This window comes from Ureibacillus sp. FSL K6-2830, from assembly GCF_038004145.1.
GTDB lineage: Bacteria > Bacillota > Bacilli > Bacillales_A > Planococcaceae > Ureibacillus > Ureibacillus thermosphaericus.
The window spans coordinates 2,186,185-2,200,204 of record NZ_JBBOQR010000001.1 but is presented as its reverse complement, the minus strand read 5'-3'; the positions used below and the strand labels follow the sequence as shown (position 1 = coordinate 2,200,204).

Here is a 14,020-nt window from a genome sequence, read left to right as displayed (position 1 = left end):
ATTAATTATTCAAAGGAGCGTAACTCTGAAACCTTTATTTCGCCTATTCAGACAATTTTCTTTTTGCTCGTGATGATCTTCCAAATACTTTCGATATACTTATGGAATAAGGAAGCATTATTCTACTCCTTTATATGCGTTGGAATCCAACTACTGTCCTTATTCGCACTATATCTTACATATCCGATGCAAGGAGAACATTTGAAAAAAAGAATTCCTATTGCTATTTATTTCGGCTGGATTACTTTTATTTTTATTATCAATACCTGTTATTTACTATTGTATAAAGAATGGCACGGGTTCGGCTTGAGTAATGCTTTATGGGTGGTAATTATATTAACATTTGCCACATTAGTTGCATTGCATTTACGTTATCATCATTATGACACCGCATATCCACTTGTGTTTGTTTGGTCTTTTATAGGAATTGCAATTTCAAACGGATTTGATGAACTGTTAGTTACAACTTCATCCCTATTTTTAAGTGGTGTATTAATTGTTGGAGTATTATTTATGAAAAAAAATCCTGTACGTCATTAAACGTTCAGGATTTTTTCTGTGAAAATAATTTAATTCCACTTAGCCCATGAATAGCTTCAATCTATTGAGGGTAATATATAAATAACCTAAAAAAGACAATAAGAAAGCAGAGCTACCTAATGGAAGGTAACTTTGTTTAAACTTATTCTTCTTTGGTTATACTAATTAATTAAAGGTTCTTTATAAGGCTCCTTATTAATTAGCATGGAGTAAATGATTCGAAGCATTCGATGCGATATGGCAACGAGTGCTTTTTTCTTTCCTCTTCTTGCAGCAATCGACCAATATTTAGCAGCTAACCAACGATTCCTACTTCTAGAGATTGCCCATGCTACTTCGCACAGTACAGTTTTGATATGAGGATTCCCTTTAGTCGTTTTAGTTGACTTTCGTTTTCCTGCACTTTCATGATTTCCTGGAGCAACTCCGGCCCAAGACGCTAAGTGTTGAGAGGTAGGAAATTGTTCCATGTTCACCCCAATCTCTGCAATAATAATTGCTGCGGAATCCTTTTTAATACCCGGAATCGTTAGTAATAACTCCACTTCTTCTTTATAATTCTTCAGAATTTCATCTATTCTTTCCTCGATTTGGCTGATTAATGATTCTAAATAAACGATGTGTTGCCAAGATTGTTTGATTAGAAAGATTTGATGATCGTTTAAAGTACCGAATAAAGAGTCTGTAATCATTTGTTTTTTGTGCTTCATTCTTCCGTGAATACTATTTTCTACATCAATGGAATCAACATATCCATTTTGAATTAATTTGGATAGAAGTTTTCTTCCAGAAACACCAAACACATCTGAAATAACTGAATTTAGTTTAACATTTGAGCATTCTAATACTTTCAGAATCCTATTTTTTTCTGAAGTCAAATGGCCGATCCATTTTTTACGAAGCCGAGTTAAATCACGAAGGTTTCGTATATCTTCTGGTGGAACAAAACTTTTTTCAATCAGTCCATAACGCAATAACTTCGCAATCCACTCTGCATCCGAAACATCTGTTTTTCTTCCAGGGACATTCTTGATTCTTTGAGCATTCGCTAATGTAATATCAAAGTAATCCTCCAAAATGTTATAAACAGGTTTCCAATAAACTCCAGTACTCTCCATCGCAATGTGCGTAATGCCATGGTTTTCCAACCACTTTAGTAAACGAAAGAGATCCTTTGTTAAAGTGAGGAAAGTTTCTGTTTCAATGAATAATTCATCGTCCTGTTCGCCAATCATGACACAAGCAACAATTGTTTCAGCATGTACATCTAATCCTGCACAACGTGTCATCAGTACATCCAATATAATCCCTCCCATAAAGTAGATTCACAAACAGCGAGTGAATTTGAAATATAAGCATTTTTCTGTACGTAGTCATCATTCCAAATGAATGAGCTAACAATGGGTTGTTCACCAAATCCACTCAAACAGTTTTTTATTCAGGGTATCATCCACCATAAAAGCCTACGTATTGTTAACTGTTTGTGTTATCTACATTATGGGAAAGAAATATCCATTTTCATGCCAGGGTTGTGAATGAAAATTCATGATTGTTTTTTATGAAATAAAAGCTCATGATTATTCATTAATTTGCGTGATAATTATTGGCTTATCTTTTGTCACAACAATTGTATGTTCAACTTGTGCAACGAGTGATTTGTCAGGTGTAATAAATGTCCATCCATCCCCAGCTTCAATTATATGATCTGCCTTTTCAGAAATGAATGGCTCAACCGCAAGAACCATCCCTTCTTTCAAAATAGTTCCATCCCATGCATCATAGTAATTTAATATGTGTTGTGGGTCTTCATGCAAAGAACGCCCTACTCCATGCCCCGTTAAATTCATAATGACTTTTAATCCATGATCTTTTGCTTCTCGTTCAACGGCTTTCCCAATTTGATTTAATTTAGAGCCTGCTTTCACTTTTGTCATTGCTCGTTCGAAGGCAGACTTAGCAACACGGCAAAGTTTTTCTTTGTCTTCATACCCTTCTCCTACAACAAAAGAAATGCCTGTATCGGCAAAATAACCATCTAATGATCCTGAAACATCAATATTGACTAAGTCACCTTCTCGAATGACTTTATTGCCTGGAATACCGTGTGCAACTTCGTGATTGACGCTAATACATGTATATCCCGGGAAATCATATTCACCTTTTGGGCCAGAAATTGCTCCTGCTTCAGCAAACATGCGGCCGGCAATCTCATCCAACTCTTTCGTTGTGATGCCTGGTTTAGTCGCCGCTTTCATCGCATCCCGAATTTCCGCGCAAATGCGCCCAATTTTTTTTAACGCTTCTAATTCTTCTTGTGTTTTTACAATCATGTAAAAGTTCCTTTCTTCTATACAATTTCTTTTTATAATATAACATACTCTATAAAGTTTTTCGGAAATCCAAGTTTAAATTTAGGAATGTACTACACAATATGATATATGATTTTACTCAAGAAATGATAGAATATATAATGAAAATTTTATTTAGACCTTCAAAGGTATTTTAATCATGTTATAATCAAACATTATAAACATTAGGAGTTTTATCATTGCGAATTAAAGAGTGGGATTTATTAAGAGTTATTGCATGTTTATCAATTTTACTATTACATTCAACTACTTTTTATAACCTAGAATCAGGTCTTTCTGAAAATTCAGTAGTGGTTCATTATATCCGAATACTTCTATGTTATGCTACACCGACATTTATTTTACTTTCCATCATCATTCTTGCAGCAAAATATAAAGATGGAATCCCACAATCGTTTTGGTCAAAACGGCTTCAATTCATTTTACTTCCATATATATTTTGGGCTTTTATTGATGCCCTTGTCATTGAATATAACTACCAAAATGGTCTAATTTGGCAAACCTTTTATAACAATATCGTTCTAGGTGAATTTGTAGGTTGGTTTGTTTTAGTTATTCTTCAATTGTATCTATTGTTTTGGCTAATGATTAAATTTCAATGGCCATCTTTTGTCGTGTTACCTTTATGTGCATTGTTGTATTTTCTGCAGCATCGAATTTTTGATTTACCATATCCATTCTTTCAAGAAAATATGAAGTATGAAAAATTGTATGGAACAGCTTGGTTCGTTTATTTTGTAATCGCATTCATAATCGGTGCAAATTATGAAAAAATTCAGCCACTATTGAAAAAATATCGCATTTTCACTGTAATTTTCACGGCACTATCAGCTCTTTATATTTGGTATGGCTATAAATTCGGTATGGTTGAAATACATTCTAGAAGGATGGATTTGATTCCTTTTGTCGTTGGAATAACAAGCATGATCTTAGCCTATGGACAACTGATTCCATCTTTTAAAATTATTCGAATTATTAGCAAGTATGCATTTATGATTTATTTAATTCATTGGAACATACTATCATTAACCGCAAAGTACTTTGTATCATTTTTCAACAATGGTTATCTAGCAATTTTAGCAATGATGATATCAACGGTAATCGTTGCCATTACCATTTCAAAATGCATTTCGTATTTACCTTTTGGGAAATGGATTGTAGGTAAAATTAGATAAACGTATAAAAATTTATCCATAAAAAAGCGAATTAGGAAAACAATATTGTCTCCCAATTCGCTTTTTATTTTAATTCACAATTGTAATCAATTTTCTTTTTTTATCAATCTTGGGCTTGCAGTAAAGATGAGCACCGCTGCAACTGCAGTTAAAATAATAGCCGGAACCATATATGAACCATTATACCCGATAGAATAAATCCAGGCATTTTGATCGCCTGCATATTCTTTGAAGAAAATAGCTCCTGCAAGTGTATGACAAATAAAGCGCAACAAACCGCCAATAATTGTTCCGATGATAACAAATAATGCAATTTTATTTTTACGATTTTCTGATACTCCATCTAACACTTGTTTACGAACAATTGCCGCAAATCCTACGAAAGTAAATGCAAAAACATAATCAAGCAATGCTTGAGCCCAATGGACAATATAAGGATTAATTGTCATGTTCAATAATCCTACAATCAATCCAGTCATAAGTCCTGCAGATAGTCCCCAACGAATAGCGATTAAAATAATAGGCAGCATTACTAAACTAACGGATCCACCCTGCGCCCAAATAGAAAATTTCAATTGGTCTAACACATAACCAATTGCAGCAAAAATCGCAATTTCAACCATCCATAATAATTTTTGGTTTCTCATTCAATTATCTCCTTTCTCTTCGTTTATAGAACTTGAGAGAAGGATAGAAAACTACAAAATAAAAAACGTCCGGACAGAGCCGAGACGTCTTTGTTTCGGTTTCTATCCACATCCCTACGCAAGTACTAACTTACAGGTTCTAAGGGTTAGTGCATCCGGCACACTCTCAGCTGACTTCATCAGCACCCCTTGTGGTACAAATCTTATATTCTATTGGGAATAATGTCATTTTATCAAATTATATGAAGATTGCAACCTCATTATTTACTTTAATATAATGGATGTTTTACTATAGCCCTCTTTTAATTTTTCTACTTGTAATATAGCAGGCATTGCCGATTTTAATTCCTCCACATGAGAAATAACCCCTATCATTCGGCCGGATTTTTGTAGTTCAATGAGCGTATCAATTGCTTTCATCAACGATTCTTCATCAAGGGAGCCAAAACCTTCATCAATAAACATTGTTTCGATTTGAACATTTCCTTGGAAGCTTTGAATCACATCCGCCATTCCTAGTGCTAAACTTAACGAAGCATTAAATTTCTCTCCGCCAGATAAAGTTTTTACATCTCTTGCTTGTCCAGTGTATGCATCATATACATCTAATCCTAATCCACTTTGCCTACCGTAGGACTCCAATCGGTCAGAAACTTGCAAATAATATTGACCGTTCGATAAATTTTTCAAACGAAGATTGCTTGCTTCTGTAATGAGCTCTAAATACCCCATTTGTACATAGCGTTCAAAGGAAATTTTTTTGCTGTTGTGTCCACGAAGTAAATTATATAAATCTATGATTTGATTCGATTTTTCTTCCATTTGAAATATATTATTGGCAAGTCTTTCAAGCTTCTCTGCAAAGTCGATGCAATGTTTTTCACAAGCTTTCGAGTAGTTTAATTCATCTAATGCTTTTTCATAATTAAACTGCAACGCTTCCAATTCTTTTTCAGCTTCTGTTAAATCGACCTTTTCTTTATCTTTTAATTTTTCTGCTTCCTCTTTCACTTGCACTTGTAAAGAATGAAGCTCCTTTGAATAATTATCATATTGCATTTGTAAAGCTTCAATTTCCTGTTCTGGACGTCTAGCAAGTAGAAAATCTTCCGTCGATGTAAACCTTGCTTGTAGAAGAGCTGAATGGAAATTTTCCTTTGATTGTTGACATTTTACTTGAATATGTTTCACTTGTTCAGTTATTTGTTTAAATGCCTCTTCATTCATTACAACTTGTTTGTTAGCTTCCTGATACTGCTTTTGGGCTGTTTCCCAAGATTGTTTTAATTGTTGCTTATTGCTGATTGCTTGTTGAAGTGCAACTTGTAATTGGGAAAGGTCTTTAATCTCTTCTGGTATTAATTTTTTTTGTTGTTCTAAAATCGTACTATTCTGCGTGTATTGTTCATGTTTTTCATGATACTGACGTTCGATTTCCTTACGAAAATGAACTAATTGTGCATTTTCATCTTGCAGAATTTTTATTTGTTTTTTATTTAATGTAAGTATTTCTTTTTGACGTTCTTTTTCTTTTATAGCAATATTTATATCTTGTAATTGATGAACATATTTTTGATATTCTTTTAATGGCGCGTGATATTGCATTAATTTTTGTTCTATTTCTTGTAATTGATGTCGTTTCGATTCTAATTTCCCTTGAACAGCAAATTTCTTTTGCTGAGCTTCATCTAATGTTGCTTTCAGTTTTTTCAATTCCGTTTGATTAACGGTTTCAGTTGATGCTGTATGTTCGATTCGGTGTACCGTACTACCGCAAACAGGGCAAGGCATTCCAGGCAGGAGACTCTTCGCAAGAATGGCCGCTTGATTATTCAACCATTTTTCCTCTTCCTGAGCATATATATTTTGAACTTCTTCATAGGTAGATGTCGCTTTAAGCCATTCGTTTTCTAGTTTATGGACTTCAGCGTTTACCTCAAAGTATTTTGTGTAGGTATCTACAATTTCTCTTAATAGTCGTTGCTGTTCTAATAGTTCATTCAATGATTCTGTGTCTTCTTCCAGCTTTTCAATCATCTCGCTCAACTGTTGAATAGCCCATTCCTTTTCTTCGATCTGTTTTACTATGTTTTGTAGGCGAGTTTGCAATTGATTTTTTTCATTCAACAGTTTGTCCACGAGCTTTATTTGTTCGTTCATTTGCTCATAAATAGGGACAAGTTTTTCTAATTCATTTACTCGTTCATTCGCTTGTTCCCGTTCTTCCTCTTTCATTGCTTCCATCTTGAACATTTCTTCTGCTTTAGCAAATGTCCATTTTGCTGCTTCTAACTGTTTTGTAACGAGTTCCATTCTCTTTTCGATGGATTGTTTTTCCTTATCCAGTTCCATCAGATAAGAATAGAGTGGGAAAATTCGGCTTGCACGATTTGCTGCATCGATTGTTTGTTTTATTTGTTCATAATGGTCTTTTTGAGATTGTAAAAAGGATAGCTTTTCTTTTTTCCTTTCATATTCATCAATTTGATCATTTAACTTTTTATTCGCAACATAAACTTCATATGCCTCTTGATGTTTTTTGAAAGCTTCTCGATACATTCGTTCATCATCTTTAATTTTTTTCTGATAATATTGCTGTTCTTCTGCCAATCCTTCTAGAATCTGATAAATATTGGAATGTTGACTAAGCATTGTAAACAACAATGATTCTCGTTTTGGTAATGTTCCTTCAATTTGATTAATATAGCTATTTTTTAATGCCTTTGCTTCATTTAGTTGTTGATCCGCTAATCGTTTCTTTTCTTCCAGTTTATCAGCCATTTTTACAAAGCGATCTGTCTTAAAGATTTTTCTTAATATCTCTTCTTTCTCGTCCGATTTAGAAGTTAATAATTTACGAAACTCTCCTTGTGGCAGCATCACGATTTGGCTAAATTGTTCGTAAGTTAATCCAATCAATTCTTCAAGCTTTTCATTAATATCCGTCACTCGTTGCCGTTCCACCGCTGGAATTTCTTCGTTATTTGGCAGTATTTCAAACAACTCATATTTTTCACCAGTTGGTGTTTTTCTTCCTTTTTTCACATGGGACAACCTGCGCAAAACACGATATTTTTTGCCACGTATTTCAAAAACAAATTCAACAGAAGTATGCACATCATCTTCTGCAAAATCACTGCGCAGCATTTTTGTATCTTTCCTGTCTTGACCGCTACCAAAACCATACAACGCAAAACAGATGGCATCAAATATCGTCGTTTTTCCGGCGCCAGTTTGTCCGGAAATCACGAAAAGCTTTCTTTCCTGAAGTTTTGTAAAATCGATCACTTCTTCATTTTTGTATGGTCCAAAGGCGGTCATTTTTAATAAAATTGGCTTCATTTCGTCACCGCCTCCTCTTTCATTTCTCTTTCATCACGCAACATTTCATTCAATACTTCTTCAAATAATTGAAGAGCTTCTTCTGTCGGCTCAAAGCCTAAAATTTCTTTATGGAAAGCTTTAAATAACGTCATATCATCCAATTGTTCTCGCTGAATTTTAATATTCTCTTCAGCACTTTCAATTCTTTGAATCGTTTTTCGTTCCACATGCATGGCATTCGGGTAAACAGTGCGAATTTGTTCCATCGCTCCTACAACTGGTGTTAAATCAGTCAATCGTACGAATACATAATCTTCACAGTAATCATGTTTTAAAATTTCTTGAATGGTGCCTTCAATGATGCGCAAATCTCGTCTCGGTGTGAAATTTCGTTTTTCAATAGAAACTTGTCCATTTTCATCTAAATTGACTATTAAAAATCCTTTTTGATGATTCGCTTCAGATGCCGAATATTTTAATGGAGATCCCGGATATCGTATCGTTTCATTTAATACGTAATGAGCTTTGTGTAAATGCCCAAGGGCTGTGTAATGAAATGCCTGGAAATAATGAGCATTGACACATTCAGATCCTCCAATTGAGAGCGGACGTTCAGAATCGCTTGTATTTTCTCCCTTTTCTCCAGAATGCGTTACAAAGGCATGTCCAACGAACACATGACGCTTCGTTCTATCCATATTTTCTTCTATTTTTTCAACGATAGTTTTCATGGCATCATCGTATGTGTTAATTGATTCGCATTGAAATACATTTTTCACAGTGGAAGGTTCTGCAAATGGTACAAGATGAAAATGCACTTCTCCAAATTCATCCTGTAAAATAATCGGTTTTAATTGGTGATCGAGTTCGCCGACAATGTACAATCCGCTCTCTTTCATCAATTTGCTCCCAAATTCAAGACGTGTAGGGCTATCATGATTTCCTGCTATGCTAAGTACAGGCACGTTTCGTTTCAGCACGATTTCGGCAAAAATTTCATCAAGTAAATCTACCGCTTCCACCGGGGGAAGAGCTCGATCATATAAGTCTCCAGCAATGATAACAACGTCCGGTTTTTCTTCATCAATTGCTGTTATAAATTGATTGAGTACATAACGCTGGTCTTCTGTCATGTACACCCCTTGCACAAGCTTTCCTAAATGCCAATCTGCCGTATGGAAAATTTTCAAATTCAATCGACCTCCGCTTTTTGCTATGCATCTATTTTAACACGAGTTCAATTGAGTGACTACCAAATTTACGAATATATGTTCTTATCGATTTTGGAAAATTCTTCATCAACTTAAAATTTTCGTATTAATACTTGCAACTTCGTTAAACAAAAATTTTCATCCTCAACCTGAAAAACTTTATTCCAAATAAAAAAACCACATCTCTCATAGAGAAAAGATGTGGTCAAACCGAAATTAAAACGCCCAATTCCCTTTTCTAAATATCGGTTCTCTAGTTCCATCTGGCAAAATGCCATCAATATCCATCTCAGCACTGCCAATCATGAAATCCTCATGGGTAACTGAAACATTAATTCCGAGCGATTCTAATTGCCCTTCTTCTAATTCCCGTCCACCTTCGTAACAAGTTGGATAGGCTTCCCCAATCGCTAAATGATTGGAGGCATTTTCATCAAAAAGCGTATTGTAATATAAAATGCCTGACTTTGAAATTGGAGATTCATGTGGGACTAATGCCACTTCCCCTAAATATGCAGCACCTTCATCTGTTTGAATTAACTCCTGCAACAATTCATTGCCATGCTTAGCGTCTGCCTTTACAATTTTTCCGTTTTCGAATGTGAGTGTAAATTTATCGATAATATTTCCTTGATAAACGAGAGGCTTCGTATTGCTTACATAACCGTTAACCCCAAATTTTGATGGGAGAGTATACACTTCTTCAGTCGGCATATTCGCAATAAATGTAACTCCTTCTGGCGTTTTGCTTGAACCAGTGCACCATACATGCTTTTCAGGAAGTTCAATTGTTAAATCCGTACCAGGTGCTTTATAGTGTAACTTCGCATATTTTTTACTGTTTAATTGTTTTGCTCGATGTTCCAACTCGGCAAGATGTTTGCGCCAATTTTCAACTGCATCTCCTTCACCGATGCGAACGGTTTTAAAAATTGCTTCCCAGAGCGCCTTCATTTGTTCGTCTTCCGGTAAGTCTGGAAATACTTTTGCAGCCCATTTTTTTGAAGGCACAGCTATAATTGACCAAGCAATATCATCGTTCATAATTGCTTTTCGATAATTCACGAGCGCCTCTCCACTAGCTTTTTGCTGAGCAGTAATGCGACGCGCTGGAATCCCGCTTAACAAATCAGGATCTTCTGCGTCAATCCAAAGAATAGCCCCTTTCCGTTCAATACATTCATCCCGCTGTGCAACAATCCATTTTGGAAACTTGCTAAATTCATCTTCCGCTCCATATTCATAAAAAGCACGGGTAATTTCTTGGTCAGACAAATTGACATGTACTCTTCCTGCTCCCGCTTCGTACGCTTTTTTCACAACGATTTTAGTAAAATCTAATGTATCTGTCGTTGTATTAATTAATAAATATTGCCCTTTTTGAATGTTTACACCGACTTTGACAGCCAATTCCGCATATTGTTCTAATTTTTCTTCAAATGTCATAAACTTTCCCTCACTTTTTAGCGATGGTTTTTGAATTCCCTTCAATTAATTGACCTTTATAAATTATCTTTTGCACAGGTTTTTGTCCTACTTCTCTTAATAATTTTTTATAATTTTTTTCATCCTTATATGAAAGAAGCGTTATCACTTCTCCATCAGCACCCGCTCGGCCAGTACGTCCAGAACGGTGCAAATATTGTTCAACTGTATGAGGCAAATCAACATGAATCACATGAGTAAGCCCTTCAATATCTAATCCTCTTGCGGCTAAATCTGTTGCGAGCAAAATGCGGGCTTCACCTTTACGGAAATTATCCAAAGATTTTTTGCGCTCTTCTTTATTCATATCTGCATGAAGGGATACTACTTTTGCATCTTTATATTTTAATTTCACTTCTTTTAATAATAATTGATCCAAATTATTGATAAAAGCAAGGCCTCGTACCCCTTCCATATTTGCGAGTCTTCTTAACACATCCGTTTTTTCTCGCTCATCCACTTTCACAAAGGAGTGAACGACTTTCCCCACTTTTACCATATCTTCCGGTTTAATTTGAATGTTGATAGGATCTTTCATCATTCTGCTAGCAACTAACCGAATCTCATCAGTTATCGTCGCTGAAACAAGAACGACTTGTCGGTTTGGAGATGCTCCTTCAATAAAGGATTTCACGATGACCCGATAATCTCTGCTCAATAATTGATCACATTCATCTAATACAACGATTTCGATTTCTCTCAATTTTAATTTATTCGCTCTTACTAATTCATTTAATCGACCCGGTGTCCCTACAACGATGGTCGGTTTTTTCTTTAGTTTCTCAATTTGGCGAGCCATATTCGCTCCACCAATGAGCTGTTGGACGGTAATATCTGTTCCAACAATCCATTCTCGAATCACTTCTACAATTTGCATAGCCAATTCTTGAGAAGGTGCGACGATTAAAGCTTGCGTGCTTTTTTTTGAACCGTCCACTTTATTTAATATAGGTAATACATAAGCTAATGTTTTCCCTGATCCCGTTGGAGATTCGGCAACAATATCTTTTCCCTCCAACATCGCTGGAATCATTTGCTCTTGTACTTTCATTGTTGTTTCAAATTTCCACTTTTTTTGCAATGATTCATTCAATAAATTGATAGCTGACATCAGCATTCCCACCTTCCCAAATTTATTTTACCACATTTCGGAAAATATCAACCGTTGTTACATCCATTCTTTCCTAAAGTGTTCAAGTTATTTATAAATAAATAGCAACCTTATTAGCGTTCACGAAAAAAGAATTCGCTTAAGTACTAGTTATAGCCTCCCCAATTGAGGCTGCCTTCATATAAGCGAATTCTTTCTGTTCATTTTATTTTTTTACTTCATATCCACAGCTACGAATTGCTGTTTCTGCAAGTACGATTAATGAGTCTATGTAACGACTTCCTAATTGCAAGTTTTTATTTACAACGGACAACTCTGTACATCCTAAAATAATGTAGTCACAATTGAGCGCAACAACTGCATCTTCCACTTCATTCCACCGTTCTCTCGTAACTTCTTTACCCGATTTTACATCATCATAAATAATGGACATGACGAGTTTTTGGGTATTTTCATCTGGAATGACTGGCTCTATCCCCTCTTCAATCAGCGCCTCTTGATAAACATTTGATTGAATGGTGCCATCCGTTGCTAATATTGCTACTTTCTTCGCTTCAAGTTTTCGTGCCTGTTTCGCTGTTTCCTTAATCATATGAATAACAGGTATAGGCGAACCTTGTTGTATTTCATCATAAAATGTATGCGCTGTGTTGCATGGTATACATACTAAATCAGCACCATATTCTGCTAACTTTTTCGCATCTTGAATAATAATGGGTACTGGATTTCGATTGGATTTACCTAAAATAAAGGCTGTACGATCCGGAATTGATGTATCATTGTCAATAATCGTATGAATGTGTTCTTGATCTGATGTTGCCTTTGTTAGGCGGACGATTGTTTCCCCAAGAAACATCGTTGCAAGTGGGCCAACGCCGCCAATAATTCCTAAAGTTTTTTTCATTATTCTGCCAAACCTTTTTTATTAAAGTATTTTTTATATTTTCGGTAATAATTTAATTTATTTAATGTTAGTTTCATCCAACGTTTTGCATTCATATCATATGAATAATATAGGGAGTTTGTCCATTTGCCTTCTCGAATTAATTTTTTCGCTTCAATTTTTAATTTTTCATTTGTAGTATATTTAAATAATACGCCTTTAGGAATAACAAGCCATAAATGTTTGTTATCGGCATATGTTAACTCTTGTTTAATATTAAACACATGATCATCCGCAACATATTTCATAAGATTATATCCAGCAGCTGTTACAAAATAACTTGAACGTCCATTTCGCAAATTAATTTCAAATAAATTGTATTCTCCAGTTCTCGGATCTAATTTCATATCGAAATTGGCAAAGCCCGTATATCCGATATCTTCAAGGAAATGACGTACACGATCCATTAATTCCTTATCGTATGTAGTAATGATCGCTGCGTAACTGCCAATCCCTTCAGGTGAATGCTCCTCTAAAATCGGATTGCCTAAACACATTAATTTGACTTTCCCGTCTTTTCCTACATAAGCATTTAAAACGCGCATATAAGAGTCGTCGCCAGGAATGAACTCTTGAATAATTAAATGATCTTTATAAGTAGAGCTGTAAATAGCATCTAATATAGCATTTTTTTCTTTTTCATCGTGGGCAACAAATACCTTTTTCTTTCCCGGGAAAGAACATGCCCAATAGGCTACAGAATTAGATGCTTTGATGATAATTGGATAATCGAATGGAATTTCAAACTCTTTATAATTTTCATAGCTAATAATCGTTGTTTTTGGATATTTAAAGCCATATTTATCGCACATTTTATAAAAGTTTTCTTTTAATAAGATTTGATCCATTAAAGATTCATCAATATATGGTACAATAAAGTGCTTTTGCAATTCAGGCTTATTTTTAATGATTAATTTTGCATAATCGTCTCCGCAAGCAAGAAGCAATAGTTTTATATCTTTATATTTTTCTGCAATGTTCTCTAATGCTGGTAAAAAGGCTTCTTGCTTATTAAAATTGTCCACTTGTTCAAAGATAATGATTTTGCTGTCCTGTGTTGCTGTTAAGTGAGAGCGTCCCACTACGATTGATTTTATTCCATATGCTTCATGGAAGGCGCGTGCCATTCCATAGGCATTCATATCTGAACCACATAATACAGGTAAAAACGGTTGATTCATTGCTTCTTCATCTCTCTTCATCTTTACTTTTTAT

General features: G+C 34.9%; 11 protein-coding genes and 1 riboswitch. Of the genes, 2 read left to right on the top strand and 9 right to left on the bottom strand.

The window, feature by feature from the left end:
* The first annotated feature begins 201 nt into the window (after positions 1-201).
* A complete protein-coding gene (locus tag NSU17_RS10780; RefSeq protein ID WP_126434551.1) occupies positions 202-540 on the top strand; it encodes a hypothetical protein in 339 nt (112 codons plus the stop codon).
* A 161-nt stretch (positions 541-701) separates the two neighbouring features.
* Here NSU17_RS10780 and NSU17_RS10775 read toward each other — a convergent pair whose 3' ends face one another.
* Positions 702-1,841: an IS110 family transposase gene (locus tag NSU17_RS10775; protein WP_340704999.1), complete on the bottom strand. Its 1,140-nt coding sequence runs from the start codon at positions 1,839-1,841 to the stop codon at positions 702-704.
* A gap of 276 nt (positions 1,842-2,117) precedes the next feature.
* Positions 2,118-2,870, bottom strand: coding sequence for a type I methionyl aminopeptidase (gene map / locus NSU17_RS10770; protein ID WP_340434726.1), 753 nt, complete (start codon positions 2,868-2,870; stop codon positions 2,118-2,120).
* A gap of 218 nt (positions 2,871-3,088) precedes the next feature.
* On the opposite strand from map, the gene NSU17_RS10765 reads away from it, so the two are divergent.
* The gene (locus NSU17_RS10765; RefSeq protein ID WP_340704998.1) at positions 3,089-4,084 is read left to right on the top strand and encodes an acyltransferase family protein; all 996 of its coding nucleotides are present in this window, start codon (positions 3,089-3,091) and stop codon (positions 4,082-4,084) included.
* Positions 4,085-4,170: 86 nt separating this feature from the next.
* On the opposite strand, the gene thiT is transcribed toward NSU17_RS10765, so the two are convergent.
* The 7 genes from thiT to NSU17_RS10730 form a co-directional block, all read right to left on the bottom strand.
* On the bottom strand, positions 4,171-4,731 hold the full coding sequence (gene thiT, locus NSU17_RS10760) for an energy-coupled thiamine transporter ThiT (protein WP_096552303.1): 561 nt from the start codon (positions 4,729-4,731) through the stop codon (positions 4,171-4,173).
* A gap of 94 nt (positions 4,732-4,825) precedes the next feature.
* A riboswitch (TPP riboswitch) is annotated at positions 4,826-4,931 on the bottom strand.
* Between the two features lie 64 nt (positions 4,932-4,995).
* Positions 4,996-8,073: an SMC family ATPase gene (locus NSU17_RS10755; RefSeq protein WP_340704997.1), complete on the bottom strand. Its 3,078-nt coding sequence runs from the start codon at positions 8,071-8,073 to the stop codon at positions 4,996-4,998.
* Positions 8,070-9,245 carry an exonuclease SbcCD subunit D gene (locus tag NSU17_RS10750; RefSeq protein WP_340705505.1) on the bottom strand — a complete coding sequence of 392 codons (1,176 nt, stop codon included), beginning with the start codon at positions 9,243-9,245 and terminating at the stop codon, positions 8,070-8,072. The genes NSU17_RS10755 and NSU17_RS10750 overlap by 4 nt, the downstream gene beginning before the upstream one ends.
* Positions 9,246-9,482: 237 nt before the next feature.
* Positions 9,483-10,712, bottom strand: coding sequence for an aminopeptidase (locus NSU17_RS10745; protein WP_096552307.1), 1,230 nt, complete (start codon positions 10,710-10,712; stop codon positions 9,483-9,485).
* A 10-nt stretch (positions 10,713-10,722) separates the two neighbouring features.
* Positions 10,723-11,862, bottom strand: coding sequence for a DEAD/DEAH box helicase (locus NSU17_RS10740; RefSeq protein ID WP_016837910.1), 1,140 nt, complete (start codon positions 11,860-11,862; stop codon positions 10,723-10,725).
* A gap of 205 nt (positions 11,863-12,067) precedes the next feature.
* Complete coding sequence (locus NSU17_RS10735; RefSeq protein WP_016837911.1) at positions 12,068-12,766, bottom strand: aspartate/glutamate racemase family protein; 699 nt, start codon at positions 12,764-12,766, stop codon at positions 12,068-12,070.
* The gene (locus tag NSU17_RS10730) at positions 12,766-14,007 is read right to left on the bottom strand and encodes a carboxylate--amine ligase (RefSeq protein ID WP_339287926.1); all 1,242 of its coding nucleotides are present in this window, start codon (positions 14,005-14,007) and stop codon (positions 12,766-12,768) included. The genes NSU17_RS10735 and NSU17_RS10730 overlap by 1 nt, the downstream gene beginning before the upstream one ends.
* Positions 14,008-14,020: the final 13 nt, after the last annotated feature.